The organism is Psychrobacter sp. 1044 (assembly GCF_904846525.1).
Classification (GTDB): Bacteria; Pseudomonadota; Gammaproteobacteria; order Pseudomonadales; family Moraxellaceae; genus Psychrobacter.
In genome coordinates this window covers 114,945-130,657 of sequence record NZ_CAJHAZ010000009.1, presented here as the reverse complement: position 1 = coordinate 130,657, position 15,713 = coordinate 114,945, and the positions used below count along the sequence as shown (strand labels likewise).

Here is a 15,713-nt window from a genome sequence, read left to right as displayed (position 1 = left end):
TCAACCAACCTCAACACTCGTCACATTCTGAAAGCCTCTTGGTAGCTGACCACCACGATTGCCGCGCACACCCGTATAGTTAGCCAAATCATTTGGCTTGAGTGTCACATGGCGTTTGCCAGCGGTAATAATTAGGCTGTCTTGCTGACTGAGTGGCGTGATTGTAAGCACTTCTTCGCCGTCTTTTAATTTGATAAGTTTATTACCTTTACCGCGTGCCTGTTCAGGCAAATCATCGAGGGAAAATATCAGTAAGTATCCAGCATTGGTCACGACGGCGATATGGTCAGGCGCTACCTTTGCATGGGTATTGTCACCGTCAGTATTGGCAGTCGTTTCTACTGGCGCATCGATACGCGCAACAGGGAGCAAACGACTATCAGCCGCTAGGTTAATGATGTTTTTACCTGCTTTTTGATTGCTATCGAGATTGCCGATGGTGTTGATAAAGCCATAACCTGCGGAGCTAGCGAGGATGATGCGCTGATTGTCAGCACCCGTTAATAGCTGCTCAAAGCTGGCACCTGCTGGTGGTTTTAACACACTGGTCAGAGGATCGCCTTGACCACGAGCCGATGCGAGATTGTGCGCATCAATACTATAGCTGCGTCCAGTGCTATCGAGCACGTAGATTTTCTCATTGGATTTGCCACGGACGTGCGCTTGATAGCTGTCACCTGAACGATAACTCATGCCAGCGGCATCGACGTCATGACCTTTGGCAGCACGAATCCAACCTGCCCTTGATAGGATGGCAGTGATCGGTTCGCTCGGTACGAGATCAGACTCTTTTAACGCTTGGGCTTCCTCGCGTTCTGCCAATGGTGACACGCGCTCATTACCATGCTCCTTCATATCGGCTGTCAGCTCATCGATCATAAGCGCGGTCAAGCTATCCGGATTATCGAGATACTCTTGTAATATCGCGCGTTCAGCAGCCAGCTCATCTTGCTCGCGGCGCAGTTCAATCTCCTCTAACTTTGCCAATTGGCGCAAGCGAATGTCCAAGATAGCGTTCGCTTGAATATCAGTGAGGTCATAATCTTGCATTAACGATAATTTTGGATCGTCCTCTTCGCGAATAATGCGAATGACTTCATCGATATTAAGATAAGCAATCAGCAAACCTGCGAGGATATGTAAGCGCTTGTCGATTTTATCAAGGCGATATTGCAGACGGCGCGTGACCACAGAGCGGCGACAGATTAGCCATTCATCAAGGATTTCTTTTAGGTTTTTGACTTGCGGCTTACTGTTTAGGCCAATCATATTCATATTGACGCGATAATTGCTTTCTAGATCCGTACTGGCAAACAGATGGCTCATGACGCGAGCCACATCGACCCGTGTTGATTTTAGCTCAAGTACGATACGGCAAGCATTTTCGTGATCTGACTCATCATGGATATCGGTAATCCAAGGCAGTTTTTTGTCCGTCATGAGCTTAGCGATTTGCTCTTGGATTTTATTACCGGAGACTTGGTAAGGCAGCGCGTCAATGATGACAAGATTCTTTTCTTTGGGGTCAACATGGAACGTCGCGCGCATTTTATAGCTGCCGCGTCCAGTCTCATACATCGCTTGCAAGTCTTTTTTACTGGTAATGATTTCAGCAGGGGTTGGCAGATCAGGTGCGGGTATCGATTGGGTTAATTGTTTAACTGATAGCTCGGGATTTTTTAGCAAACGAATAGCCGCGCGTACCACTTCGTTGAGATTATGTGGCGGAATGTCTGTTGCCATACCGACTGCGATACCTGTTGTGCCGTTTAATAGTATGTTAGGTAGGCGGGCAGGTAGGGTAGTTGGCTCTTGCATCGTGCCATCAAAGTTATCTTGCCAATCGACCGTGCCTTGTCCGAGTTCTGCAAGCAAGGTATTGGCATAAGCCGACATTTTGGCTTCGGTATAACGCATGGCGGCAAAAGATTTAGGATCATCTGGGCTACCCCAATTACCTTGACCTGTAATGAGCGGATAGCGATAGCTGAACGGCTGCGCCATGAGCACCATGGCTTCATAACAAGCGCTGTCCCCATGCGGATGGTATTTACCCAAGACGTCACCGACGGTACGCGCAGATTTTTTCGCTTTTGCCGTTGATTTTAGCCCCAGCTCACTCATGGCGTAAACAATGCGACGCTGGACAGGTTTTAGGCCATCGGCGATATTTGGTAACGCCCGATCCATGATGACGTACATCGCATAGTTGAGATAGGCCTGCTCAGTGAACTCTGCGACTGAGCGAGTATCCATCGGTTCATTAGGAATAATAGGGTCAATCGTATGATCAATAACATCGGACATAAAATAGGGTTCACTTATCAGTTTTAATAGGTATAGATAATTGGTGCAAGCGTACAAATAGGATAGCGCTATCGTAAAGGATATTGGCAAAATTAAAAAGGCATAAGTCAGAATAGACGACAGGTCGTGACGTGCCGGGTAATGATAAAGAGAGTACACAGCGTAACTTTGTGACCTTAACAGAGCTTGCTACTGCCCTTGATAGTAAAGGTAAAAAATAGTTAACGATAAAACACTATAAAGAGTATTAATGAATAAATGTTCGCTAATAAATCGCTGAAAGATTATCGCTTATCGCTATTAAGGTTTTGATAACTATGACATTATTGACCGTCAAGACAGTTTGCGAACTCAAGTAGCAATCTTTTATATTGAGTAGTCTGTATAAAGTGTGTATGTTAATGAACAGAGGGCTATTTACCGCTATATTTTTTGCTCATCACCATATGATTGCCTCACAGCCAAGCCTGCCATTACGATGACAAGCCTGAGCTCTGAGTTTTTATATTTTTATCACACTGTGATTCGCATGGGTTGACGGTAGCGTACTATTACTAGGAGAGAAAAGATTATGGAAAATCACAGTAACCTAATTCGTCGTAACGATAAAGTGTGGGTCAAAACTTACGAAAAGCTTGGTATTCAATACGACATTGAGATGCCAGCCGCTAATACTTCTTTAATCGATATATTTGAGCAGAATTTTACGAAGCACGCTGGCAAGACAGCGTTTGTCTGTATGGATGCAAAGCTCTCCTACGAAGATTTAGATCGTTATAGCAAACAAATTGCTGCCTACTTGCAATCACTTGGGTTAAAAAAAGGCGATAAAGTCGGCGTCATGATGCCAAATATTTTGCAGCTACCGGTTGCCGTATTGGGTGTGCTGCGTGCTGGCATGACCTTGGTTAACGTTAACCCGCTTTATACCTCAAAAGAGCTTGAGCATCAACTAACAGACTCTGATACCAAAGCATTATTTATTTTAGAAAACTTCGCCAAAACCTATGAAGACATTGGTAAGGACTTGGTTGATCATGTCGTCGTGACGTCGATGGGTGATTTGATGAGTCCATTAAAAGGCTTTATCGTCAATATGGTCGTGCGTCACGTGAAGAAGCTTGTACCTGACTATAACCTTAAAACCAGCACCAACTTCAAAACAGCACTGAATCGCTTCTCAGCCAAAAATTACAAACGTCCAGATAACATCTGCCTTGATGATATTGCCGTTTTGCAATATACCGGCGGTACCACAGGTGTTGCTAAAGGTGCAATGCTCACGCATGGTAATTTAGTCGCCAACCTGATTCAATGTGATACCTATCTTGGCGATGCTTTTGATAAGTTTGAAGGTATGGATGAGCAGCCAGTTATCATGACCGCCTTGCCGCTATATCATATCTTCTCATTTACCGTTTGCGGCATGTTTGGCTTATATCGCGGTTGTATCGGGCTACTGGTGCCAAACCCACGTGATGGTGCAAGCTTAATCAAAGCTTATAAAGATTATCCACCAGCGTTTTTCCCAGCGGTCAATACGCTGTTTAATGCTTTAGCAAATAGCGATCCATTCAAAGCTTTAGATCATAGCAAGCTTGAGATGTCGATGGGCGGTGGCATGGCAGTATTAAAAGACACCGCTGACAAATGGCAAAAAATTACTGGTAATGTAATCGTACAAGGCTATGGTCTGTCAGAGACGTCTCCTGTGGCGTCAGCAAACCCAGAAGGTACGGGCGAATTCTCAGGCAATATTGGTCTACCGATGCCAGCAACAGACATGGCTATCTTGGATGAAGAAGGCAATGAGGTCGCACTGGGTGAGCGCGGCGAGATTTGTGTTCGTGGTCCACAAGTGATGAAAGGCTACTGGAAACGTGATGATGCTACTGCTGAAGTCATGACGTCTGACGGTTATTTCCGTACGGGTGATATCGGCGTGATGGATGAAGAAGGCTATTTTAAAATCGTTGATCGTAAAAAGAATATGATTTTGGTATCTGGCTTTAACGTCTATCCAAACGAAGTCGAAGATGTGATGTCAGGTCATCCAAAGATTTTGGAGTGCGGTGTCATTGGTATCGAAGATGAAAAGAGCGGCGAAGTGCCAAAGATTTATGTCGTGCGTAGTGATGACAGTTTGACTAAAGAAGAAGTGCTTGCTTATAGCAAAGAGAATTTAACTGGTTATAAGCGTCCTCGTTATGTTGAGTTCATCGATGAATTACCAAAATCAAATGTCGGTAAGATTTTGCACAAAGATTTGCGCGTGCTGGAAGAAAAGAACCACGGTTAATCAGCTAGCTTTCAGCGCCAGAGTATTTTTATGAGTGTCTGCTACTGTTTGTTAGGCACTCGTAAAGTCATTATGATAAGTCACCACGATACTAATGATAAAAACTAAAGCTACCAACTAACGCTACGAATTAAATCTGTAAGAAACTATCAGGATGCTAAGTTGTCGTGATAGTGGTGGTTGTGATACTGGGTGTCGTGATCCAAAAATGATAAGGTTGCTGCTATGCTGCCTTATCATTTTTTGTATTTATTGCTTTTTTTGTCGCTATGACCCAGTCAGGTAGAGATAGAGAATTTTTAGCAAAACTGCTATAGTGCTTACCGACATATTTGTCTATTTATCGACGAGATGACGTTAGTTTTGCGCTATATCTCTGATAAAACTATCAGGGATAAAGGGGTTTTTAATTCGGAAATGCCGAGTTATCGTGCTATTTATTAAGGACTTAACGTTGCGCTTTGATTGACAAAGCTTGTGAATGATAAACCTTTTTTGTTACCACGTTTTTTATTCACAAGCTTCTGCTGTCATTGATCAATCACAAAAAATAATGGTGTTTTCATTAGATTATTCTACGTTTTTAACGGTAACATTTAGGGAAAATTATGACCGACAGTATCAATAAAGAGACCACAAACGATAATGCTGCAATGAATAATAAAGACAGCGTATTTCCTACTATGCCGACGATAGATAGTGACAGCCCATGGTTGAAAACTTATGAGCGTTATGGCATTGATGCGACTATCGATATGCCTGATGACAATACCTCTTTACTTGATGTGTTTGAGCGTAACTTTAGCCGTTATGGGAAAAAAACGGCCTATATTTGTATGGGTGCATCGATTAGCTTTAAGGAATTGGATTTATACAGTCGCCAAATTGCCAGTTACTTACAATCATTAGGATTGGTAACAGGTGATAAAGTTGGGGTGATGATGCCCAACCTCCTGCAATATCCAGTGGTTGCTTTGGGGATCATCCGTGCAGGTATGGTGTTGGTCAACGTCAACCCTTTATATACCAGCCGAGAGTTATCGCATCAGCTGCATGATAGTGGCACCAAAGCCCTATTCATCGTAGAGAACTTTGCGAACACCTATCAAGAGGCAGAAGACAAAGGGCAGGTTGAGCATGTCATCGTTTGTAAGATTGGTGATATGCTAGGAGCAGTGAAAGGAGCCGTCGTTAACCTCGTTGCGCGCCATGTCAAAAAAATGATTCCAGCTTATAGTCTGCCAAACAGCGTGAGTTTTAAGCACGCTTTAAATGCAGTATCAGCCAGCAAATATAAGCGCCCTGATTTGAATTTAAGCGATGTGGCATTGTTGCAATATACGGGCGGTACGACAGGTGTTGCCAAAGGTGCAATGCTGTCGCACGGTAACTTAGTTGCCAATATGCTACAGATTAGTGCATTGATGGACAGTGCATTTGATGATGATGTTGATGCCAATGATGTCATCCTGACGGCACTACCGCTATATCATGTATTCTCATTTATGGTCTGCGGCATGTATGGCATGTACCGAGGTTATGCAGGCTTGCTTATCCCAAACCCTCGTGATCTTGATGGTTTGATTAAAGAGATGGCCAAATACAAACCCGCCTTTATCCCTGCGGTGAATACTTTGTTCAACGGTCTAGTACACAAAGACGGCTTTGCAGACTTAGATTTCTCTAACCTAAAAGCGTCTATCGGTGGCGGTATGTCTGTCTTGCCAAGCGTGGCAAAAGAGTGGCATAAAATCACTGGTCTGCCTATCGTGGAAGGTTATGGTTTGTCAGAAACCTCACCAGTGGCTGCTTTTAACCCGATGACTATTGCTGAATTCACGGGTAAAATTGGTATCCCTGCCTCTAGCACCGATATAATACTAATCGATGATGATGAAAATGAAGTCGCATTGGGTGATCGCGGCGAGATTTGTGTCAAAGGTCCGCAGGTGATGATAGGTTATCAAAATCGTCCAGAGGAAACAGCTGAAACGTTTACTGCCAATGGCTTTCTGAAAACTGGCGATATCGGTATCATGGATGAAAAAGGTTTTATCAAAATCGTTGATCGCAAAAAAGACATGATTTTGGTCTCTGGTTTTAACGTTTATCCGAACGAAATTGAAGAAGCCATGAGCGAGCATCCAGCTGTGGTAGAATGCGGCGCTATCGGTATTCCAAACGATGACCGCGGTGAAGAGCCAAAGTTGTTTGTGGTCAAAAAAGGCGATGTGACTGAGCAAGAGTTGCTTGATTTTGGCAAAAAGCAACTGACTGGCTACAAGCGTCCGCGTCACATACAGTTCGTCGATGAATTACCAAAATCAAACGTGGGTAAAATCCTGCGTAAAGAATTGCGTAAGATGGAAGGGTTAGAATAAAGTTGGTGCTATTTCTTTGTTAAGCCAATGACTGGCTCAAGTAGCGGCGCAATAGCTCGAACGAATCTTGCTATTGCGCCGCTGCCACGTTAGGATATCTCAATATTTACGTCTGCTATGGCATCCAATCATTATTTATTTTAGATTGTTAATAGTTTGCTAGATAAATGATGGTTCGCCACATAATGACAGACACCTCATTTTATTACACCGCCTTTAAAACATTGTACTAGGGATTTTTATGCGTATTGACAATCGTGAGCTTGACCAACTTCGCTCGATCAGCTTTGAGCGCCATTATACTAAGCATGCCGAAGGGTCAGTGTTAGTCAGCTTTGGTGATACCAAAGTATTGTGTACCGCTAGTGTTGAATCTGGCGTACCGCGTTGGCTCAAAGGTAAAGGCAAAGGCTGGATCACTGCTGAGTATGGCATGTTGCCACGCGCGACGAATACTCGTAACCAACGTGAAGCGGCACGTGGTAAACAATCAGGTCGTACCCAAGAAATCCAGCGTTTGATTGGTCGTAGCTTACGAGCAATGATTGACTTGAGTAAGCTGGGTGAAAATACCATTTATCTTGATTGTGATGTTTTGCAAGCCGATGGCGGTACTCGTACTGCTAGTGTGACGGGGGCTGCTATTGCGCTTATCGATGCATTAGAAAGTATCCAAAAAAGCAAAAAACTCAAGGCAGATCCACTGATTGGTTTGGTCGCTGCGGTCTCTGTTGGTATGAAAGACGGCAAAGCGTATCTAGATTTAAACTACGAAGAAGATGCCAGCTGTGATACCGATTTGAATGTGGTTATGACCCAAAAAAGCGAATTTATTGAGCTACAAGGAACAGCGGAAGAAAAGCCATTTACTCGTGCTCAAGCCGACGATATGCTAATTCTTGCCGAAAAAGGCATCGCTGAGCTGATTGCTATGCAAAAAACAGCCTTGGGTTGGTAGTCCTATTGATGACTACTTGCTCATCGTATTTTCAGTAAACTTTTACTTTCTTATTACTCTGTAACAGGTAGTCATGCATGCTCAAGCTGACCGACGATGGTGCCAAAATCACGCTACAAGATCAGCCAAAAACGACTGATGATGGCATGTTTTGGTTTGGCTCAGCATTATTAATAGGAGCAGTGGCGGTTGCTTTGGCAATGAGTCTGCTGCCTGAGCGCTTGGCTATAGGGGCATTGGCGCTACTGATTATTGGTAGCTTTATCTTTAATCGAAAACGCCAACAACATAAAAAAGCCATGGCTGGCGTTATCAGTAGCGGCATCTTGTGGCTGCGTGCGGGTGAGCTGGTGCATGACAATCAAGGTAAGCGTCAGCATATTCAGTTAACCGACGGTGATAAAATCATGCTTATTGGTGAGCAATTACAGATTGTTGATTGTGATGATATACGCAAATACCATATTAGCGGCTTTGATAGTATCCAAGAGGCAACCGCTGCCAAAGCTATTTTGCAAGGTCAAGCATTGGGCAAGCGCCATGTGAATATCAAAATGAGTAACGATTAGCTTATTTCTTAGCCGATTATCTACTGGATTGGGCTATAAAAAACCTAAGTGGCTTTCTCTGAGCAGTATTTTATTTCAGCAATCTTCTATCTCAGATAATATTTTATCTGCTCAGTACTCTATCTACGCAGTATTTAATCTAAACACTGCTTATTCTATTTCCTTTTTATTTAGCGCCAGCTCTTTATCTTTCTTCTACGTGCTCTTCTTATCTAACCATTAGTCTGCGTTTTTATACCTTTTATCGGCTATTTGAGCCGAATAATGCTTGCAGCGTCATGTCTAAATGGTTTATAAGTAAGATTAGAACATCCTATTATTATGGTTTATGTTGTCATTTATATTTTATTGACAAGGAGTTGGTCATGTCGCGTTTGCCTGTGTCATTGTCTATGTCGTCGTCGGTTACCGCGTCGTGCAGTCTTTTATTATTTACCGTTGGCCTAGTAGGTCAGGCCCATGCCGATAGTATGAGTGCGCTGATCGCCCAAAAATCTGTGCAATCTGATTTTAGTGCTCGCTATACACCATCATACTCAGCGGTGCCCTCCGCGAAAGTCAGCACGCGTTCTACCATTCAACGTGCAGGAACTTATCGCTCAAATTCTGCCAGTACTCCACCAGTGATTCAGACATCCTATCGTTATCCTGAAGTAGCGCGTCAAGCACCAGCAGTGATGCCCGCTTTTTTATCGGGTAATTATGATAATGTCGATAGCGAGTATTTACCGTTACTGAGCAGTGCGGAGATGCAGAGTAGTTTGGCTGCACGTGAAGTGGTTAGCACCGCCCGCAAGATGGCGCTGAACGAGCGTGCGATCATTCAAGGTGGCTGCTGGGACTATCTCAATGCCGTGTTTAAACGCGCCGGGGTGACACGCGATACCATTCATAAAGGTACTTATGGTCAAGGTCCGTATGCCAATAGTGGCGAAATTGAAGTTGGGGATTGGCTCTATTATATCAATCATGGCTATAATGGCGTCGAGCATAGTGGACTGTTTGTCGGCTGGGTTGATGAGCGCGCAAAGCAAGCACTGATCCTCAGCTATGCGGGCGAAAACCGCCGCGAACCTGCGCGTTACCGTGTTTATGATTTGAGTAATGTCTATCAAATCATGCGCCCTAGTGTTTAAGCTTTCATATTTATGATGTCCTAAAAAAAGCGTCCGTTACTTTAATAAGTAACGGACGCTTTTAGTTTAGAGGTGTTCAGATCTAAAAATCAGTTAATAGCCTGTTTACTGAATTTTAGAAGGGCTTTACTACTACTAAGATGACGATAATGACTAATGCAAACACTGGTACTTCGTTAAACCAGCGCCAAAATTTATGCGTCTTATAATGCGGATTATCCATTAGCTTTTTACGATAAAAGCCACAAGCACCGTGATAGCCAGAGAGTAGCACCACTAATAATAGCTTGACGTGTAACCAGCCTTGGGTTTTATACACCTCCCAGCCTAGCCCCAACATCCATAGACCGAAGACCCATGTGGCTATCATCGATGGCGTCATAATACCGCGATAGAGCTTACGCTCCATAATAGCAAAGCGTTCGTGGCTGATGCTGTCGTCACTCATCGCATGATAGACAAACAAGCGTGGCAAATAAAATATCGCAGCAAACCAGCAGACCATCGATATAATATGCGCCGCTTTAATCCAATTGAAATAATCTGCCATCACATTCTCTCTTACGATTTAATATTTTATCATCAATAATGTCGGCAAGCTTAGCGCAGATTATCCAATAATGGTAGCGATAAAAAACGCTACTCTGCCATCACCACTTGCGATTGATGACCACTCATCGCATCCATCACAGGCAATACTTTGGGCGCTCTTGGCGCGGCAAATTGCTTTGTTAGACCAAGCTCGCGCATGAGTCTGTCATCGCCTGATTGGCTTGCATTGCCAGTAGTCAGCAGTTTATCGCCATAAAAAAATGAGTTAGCACCTGCCATAAAGGCCAAGGCTTGCTCAGAGTCGGATAGGCTTTCGCGGCCAGCAGACAAACGCACATAGCTGGTCGGGCAGCAAATACGTGCTACGGCAATGGTACGAATCCACTCAATCACTGACAGTTGACCTTCTGCCAAGACTTTATCGCCAATTGGTGTGCCAGCAATAGGGACGAGTAAGTTGACCGGAATTGACTCTGGCGCTTTGGGCATTTTTAGCAGCTCATGTACCCAATCGATACGGTCATCACGGCTTTCACCCATACCGACGATATTGCCACTACAGACATTGATGCCTGAGTTACGCACGTTATCTATCGTATCTAAGCGCTCGTCATAGCTTCGCGTGCTAACGACTTGCTCATAATAACGACGTGAGGTATCTAGGTTATGATTGTAATAATCGAGTCCAGCATCCGCCAGTTGCGTCGCTTGATTGGTATCTAGCATACCAAGGGTCATACAGGTCTCAAGCCCTAACGCTTTGACTTCTTTGATCAGCTCAACCACATAGGGCATGTCTTTGGCGCTTGGATGTTTCCATGCTGCACCCATACAAAAGCGTGACGAGCCACTGTTTTTGGCACGTTTGGCCGCAGCAATGACTTTATCGACCTCTATGCGCTTCTCTGCTTGTAATTTAGTCGTGTCGCGGTGGTGACCGGATTGTGAGCAATAGCCACAATCTTCGGGGCAGTTACCTGTTTTGATCGACAACAAAGTACTGATTTGTACTTCATTGGCAGTGAAGTGCGCCCGATGTATCGTTTGCGCTTGCAACAACAAATCCATCAATGGCAAATCAAACAGTTCGGCGATTTCTTCGCGGCTATGCTTATGGGCCATTTGTTGGCTGGCTGTGGTGGCATCCATTGCTAAGTTGTTTAAAAAGTCATTATTCAAGCCGCTGTGGCTGTTATTTTTATTATTGAACGTGTCAGTGGGGCTACTGGCATTAGGCTCTGAGATGTTAAGTAATCCTGCCATCATATAATTCCTTTTATAATAGTTTTTAAAACAATCATTTTTAAGAGAATAGGGGTTAAAAGAGTTGTGTGTAAAGCCATAAAATTTTAGGTAATAAAAAAGGCTGCGATATAGTATACCGCAACCTTTTAGAAAATCAGAACACTGCGAAAGAGTAAAGTAACTGAGCGCTAAATAATCGTGATCTGTTTTCTTTATTTATGTCGATCTATTTACGTCATTATTTGCCAAGTTTGTGCTTAGCAACCCCAATCCAATGGTTGGCAAGTTTTTGTGCTTTATAAGCATAAGGCTTGGCTTTTTGGATATAAGGTTTACATTCTTCTGGAATAGCTGGCACGATATGCTTAGCAAGTTTATTGAACCACATCATTAGGCTGTAATCGCCTTCGATGCTGAGGTTGCCTTCTTGTACAGCAGTCATAAAGGCAGGAAGATTGCCTTTGGTCAAAAGCTTAACACCTGTCATCGAATCTTTGAAATTGATGGTGAGGTCTGCTTTTTCAGCATGACCACTGTATTGGCTGAAGCTACCATTATCAAAAACAAAATAACGGGCGATATCCGCTTCAGTGCTGGCAAGCTCAATCGTAACATTGCGATCAGCAAATAGTGCTTTCACATCTTCGTTATCACTATCAGCAAGCATGGACAAACGATAGCCAATCACAGCCAATAGCACATCTAACGGATCAGATTTAATATCTAATACAGGAACAGTAAACATAATCGAACTCCTAAAGAATGAGACGCAAAATAATGCGTACTTTATAACAATTTTTGTGACAAATATATAACTAGATTATAAACGATAGAGAGGTTGCTATTCTTTAGGAGTTACGTAGAGAGCGTTAAGTATCTTGTAACATCCAATGACCTCATCTTGATTAAAACAAGTTGTTAATATTTATAAAAATGACAGTAGAAAAGAGAATAGCAACGAAAATGAATGCTCGCACTACTTATGCTAGATTGAGCGAATTTGACGGCAGGTTAATCGTACTTTTTGGACGAGATACAGTCGGATAAAGATAATGTAATACAGGCTATATAAAAGGCAAGTGAAAGTACCGTAAGTAGAGAATGAGCCAACCTAACAGCGTCGCTTATTGATATAGGCGCGACTCTATCAGTGGAAGCGCGGTTGGTAGTCGTCATCATAAACAGGCGTGTGCTCGATATAACGTGCCGCTTGCAATTGACGCTGCTGCTGAACGGATTGACTGACATCCTCGTAACGTAGTGCCCGATACAGCACCCAGCCCGCTAAAGGCAACCAACTGATACCCATGGCGATGATATAGCTGTGCCATTCTGACAGCTCTGATAGCATAGGACGACCCGCTACAATGCTTTGAATCGCCTCAACCGCTAGCCAATATGCCATACCACCAAATAGATACCAGAGCAGCCAGCGCTGTGAGGATAAGGCAAGCGCTAAAATCAAGCCTGCCAGCAAGCTATAACCAAGCAGTGCCGCCGTGCTCCACGTTTCTATACCAATAACCGAAAATATAGTCAGTAACATCATTCATCTCGCTATTCATAAGGTGAATTCCAATAGGGTCATTATGAAAGTTTGGGGAACAAAGCTAAAGAGGGGACAGGCGACTTTGCGACAACCGTTGACGTTTGGTTTTTTAGCACATTTTGATGGTTTTGTATGGCAAGGTTTAAGCATAAGCGCCGCAAGGATGGGCGCTTATTATTAAGAGTAGAGAGAAAGATTTTTGGGTTTTAAAAAGAGAATGATGCAGGTTTAAGGTAGGGTTAAGCGCGATTGCTACGAGTGCCCCACCAAGACAATAGTGAAACTAAAATCGCGCCTAGCAGCATCAGTCCTACAGTGGTTAGCCAATGTGGACCGGTAGGATATTGCCATGGCATCACGTTGTTTATCGCGTTACTATTAAGCGCGCCTAACGCATCTACTTTCCATGGCCATACTTTCACAAGCGAGCCTGCGATAAAACCTGTGAGCAAGGCCAAAGTTGCCTGATAGTAGCGAGACAATAACCATTTAAGTGCGCGAGTAAATAATAACAATCCTGTTGCCATACCCGCAATGACCGTGAAGATTATCGTAAAGTTAAGGCTATGCACGGCTTCTAATACTGCGTCATAAGCACCTAATAGCAATAAGATAAAAGACCCAGATATGCCGGGCAGTATCATGGCACAAATAGCGACTGCCCCTGCAAAAAACAAATAAGGCAAGCTTGGTGTGGTCGTGAGCAATGGTAAGCTGCTAATGACCACAGCGGCAACAAGACCAGTCACGAATAGTGCTGCCCGCCCTATATTCCAACGCTGAATCTCACTCAATAATATAAATACCGTTGCGACAACCAGTCCAAAAAAGAACGACCAAATAAATAACGGTTGATTATCTAATAGGTGTTTGATGATACCTGCTAAAGTAGCAAAACTGGTGGCGATTCCCAATAACAAAAATAACAAAAAAGTGGCATCAACTTGTCGCCACACCGCAACCAAGCCTTTGATTCCGCCTTCCTGTCGAAATATCTGCCAGAGATTGGGGCCGATGCTACTCAGGGCATTAATTAAGCGCTCATAAATACCGGCAATCAGCGCAATGGTACCGCCAGAGACACCTGGTACGATATCCGCTGCCCCCATGGCCATTCCTCTGATATAAACCCCAAATAGTTGCTTTGGACTATCGGAGGATACAGCAGTGCTGCTCTTATCCAGTGGTTGTGGCGCTGACGGCTCATTTTGCCGCGGTGATGGTGATGCCGTCATGGACAATCCTTTTTTATTTGAAAACACAGTGAAAGTTAATGCGATGCCGCTAAGTATGCTAGGACAGTGATGCGAAAATTGACTGTCGCAATGTCGCAATGTCGCAATGTCGCAATGTAATAAGACGTAAAAGCCAGATTAATGTTAAAAACACTAACCTAGCTCCATGGTATGGTGTTGCGAGTGTAGTCGTTACTCCGTGGGCGCAAGTGCTGGATAACCAAGGGCATAAAGTATGCCTTCAAGCCCTGTGACATTGATGGCGGCATCAGCACGTGCTTGGACAATGGGCTTGGCGTGATAGGCGACGCCTAGGTCTGCAATGGCCATCATCGGTAAATCATTGGCACCGTCACCGATACAGACCACTTGTGAAATCTCGATGCCTAAGCGCTCCGCAGTATGCTCAACGATAGCCGCTTTTTTGGCGCCATTGACGATGGGCAGCTGTACATGACCAGTGACTTCCCCTTCGTCGATATCTAGGGCGTTGGCGTGAACTTCATCAATGCCTAATTGCTCAGCGATATAGCGCGCAAAGTAGGTAAAGCCGCCTGATACCAGTACGGTATGGTAGCCCAAAGCCTTTAGTGCACTGATGGTAGTGCGAGCGCCCATTGATAGCGTTAAGCGGCTGCAGATATCATCCAGCACATCGGTCGAGATACCTTTTAATAAGGCTACACGCTGGGCAAAAGACTCATCAAAATCCATTTCACCGCGCATTGCCGCTTCCGTAATGGCTTCGACTTCTTCGCCGATGCCCGCTGTTTTTGCCAACTCAACGATGACTTCTTGCTCGATTAAGGTGGAATCCATATCAAAGCAGGCAAGCTTGTGGGTACGTAGCATATGACCGACTGATAAAATATGGCAATCGACAATATCCAAGCGTTCAGTACTGCTCGCTTGACGAGTATCGTTATAAGCTTCGGTCAAGTCATGACGCAAGCGCGTGGTCAGCTGATCATCAATGATGTGAGCTGCTGCAGTCTTTTTTCCAGGATGCATGAGCGTATCAGTGACTGGAACCAACAAATAGCGGAATACTTGTGCTTGAGTAAAAGGCAAGCGCTGTGCGTTTGCTGCCGTTGGCTCTGTATCAGAAACGGTAATATTGACAAAACTGGCATCAGTATCTTCAGCGACGGTGACCAAATGCCAGCTTGGCTGTTCATCGACCCATGATTGTACATACTGGTGGATATCAAGCGTCGATACTTTGGTCGGTAGCACAACAATAAGAGCAAAAACTGGCAGGGACTGTAGCGCATCAAAATCTTGTAAGTTCGTGTTATCTGGTAACAGTGACGCAATAGAGTCAACGGCTTGTTGCCATGCTTTGCTGTCTTTTGGTAACGAGTAAGATGTATTGTGTGGCATGGCTCAATGGTCCCTTGTATGCTCATATAAGATTGGGAATAATAGCAGCTTTACTCGGCAGCGCCTATAGATGACGCGCAAAGTATCACCGTCGATTAA

The 15,713-nt window shown here is 44.1% G+C and carries 12 protein-coding genes; 5 read left to right on the top strand and 7 right to left on the bottom strand.

What is annotated here, in order from left to right:
- Positions 1 to 2,307 (bottom strand): DNA topoisomerase IV subunit A, encoded by a 2,307-nt coding sequence (gene parC, locus JMX82_RS08140; protein WP_201540153.1) that lies wholly within the window; start codon positions 2,305 to 2,307, stop codon positions 1 to 3.
- Positions 2,308 to 2,878: 571 nt separating this feature from the next.
- Between parC and JMX82_RS08135 the strand changes: the two genes are divergently transcribed.
- From JMX82_RS08135 to JMX82_RS08115, 5 genes are all read left to right on the top strand, one after another.
- Complete coding sequence (locus JMX82_RS08135; RefSeq protein WP_055124813.1) at positions 2,879 to 4,606, top strand: AMP-binding protein; 1,728 nt, start codon at positions 2,879 to 2,881, stop codon at positions 4,604 to 4,606.
- Positions 4,607 to 5,214: 608 nt separating this feature from the next.
- The gene (locus JMX82_RS08130; RefSeq protein ID WP_201540152.1) at positions 5,215 to 6,987 is read left to right on the top strand and encodes an AMP-binding protein; all 1,773 of its coding nucleotides are present in this window, start codon (positions 5,215 to 5,217) and stop codon (positions 6,985 to 6,987) included.
- Between the two features lie 241 nt (positions 6,988 to 7,228).
- Positions 7,229 to 7,945 carry a ribonuclease PH gene (gene rph / locus JMX82_RS08125; RefSeq protein WP_201540151.1) on the top strand — a complete coding sequence of 239 codons (717 nt, stop codon included), beginning with the start codon at positions 7,229 to 7,231 and terminating at the stop codon, positions 7,943 to 7,945.
- 77 nt (positions 7,946 to 8,022) lie between these two features.
- Positions 8,023 to 8,514 (top strand): hypothetical protein, encoded by a 492-nt coding sequence (locus JMX82_RS08120; RefSeq protein WP_201540150.1) that lies wholly within the window; start codon positions 8,023 to 8,025, stop codon positions 8,512 to 8,514.
- 365 nt (positions 8,515 to 8,879) lie between these two features.
- Positions 8,880 to 9,650, top strand: coding sequence for a hypothetical protein (locus tag JMX82_RS08115; RefSeq protein WP_055124810.1), 771 nt, complete (start codon positions 8,880 to 8,882; stop codon positions 9,648 to 9,650).
- 115 nt (positions 9,651 to 9,765) lie between these two features.
- Here the strand turns inward: JMX82_RS08115 and hemJ are convergent, their stop codons facing one another.
- From hemJ to serB, 6 genes are all read right to left on the bottom strand, one after another.
- Positions 9,766 to 10,200, bottom strand: a complete 435-nt coding sequence (hemJ, locus tag JMX82_RS08110; RefSeq protein WP_045453451.1) for a protoporphyrinogen oxidase HemJ — start codon at positions 10,198 to 10,200, stop codon at positions 9,766 to 9,768.
- A gap of 89 nt (positions 10,201 to 10,289) precedes the next feature.
- Positions 10,290 to 11,351: a biotin synthase BioB gene (gene bioB, locus JMX82_RS08105; protein WP_413786764.1), complete on the bottom strand. Its 1,062-nt coding sequence runs from the start codon at positions 11,349 to 11,351 to the stop codon at positions 10,290 to 10,292.
- A 334-nt stretch (positions 11,352 to 11,685) separates the two neighbouring features.
- On the bottom strand, positions 11,686 to 12,192 hold the full coding sequence (locus JMX82_RS08100; protein ID WP_201540148.1) for an SCP2 sterol-binding domain-containing protein: 507 nt from the start codon (positions 12,190 to 12,192) through the stop codon (positions 11,686 to 11,688).
- Between the two features lie 402 nt (positions 12,193 to 12,594).
- Positions 12,595 to 12,996, bottom strand: a complete 402-nt coding sequence (aciT, locus tag JMX82_RS08095) for an AciT family ciprofloxacin tolerance protein (protein WP_227676010.1) — start codon at positions 12,994 to 12,996, stop codon at positions 12,595 to 12,597.
- Positions 12,997 to 13,235: 239 nt separating this feature from the next.
- Positions 13,236 to 14,231, bottom strand: a complete 996-nt coding sequence (locus JMX82_RS08090; protein ID WP_201540147.1) for a DUF368 domain-containing protein — start codon at positions 14,229 to 14,231, stop codon at positions 13,236 to 13,238.
- A gap of 192 nt (positions 14,232 to 14,423) precedes the next feature.
- Positions 14,424 to 15,614 carry a phosphoserine phosphatase SerB gene (gene serB, locus JMX82_RS08085; protein WP_201540146.1) on the bottom strand — a complete coding sequence of 397 codons (1,191 nt, stop codon included), beginning with the start codon at positions 15,612 to 15,614 and terminating at the stop codon, positions 14,424 to 14,426.
- Positions 15,615 to 15,713 lie beyond the last annotated feature (99 nt).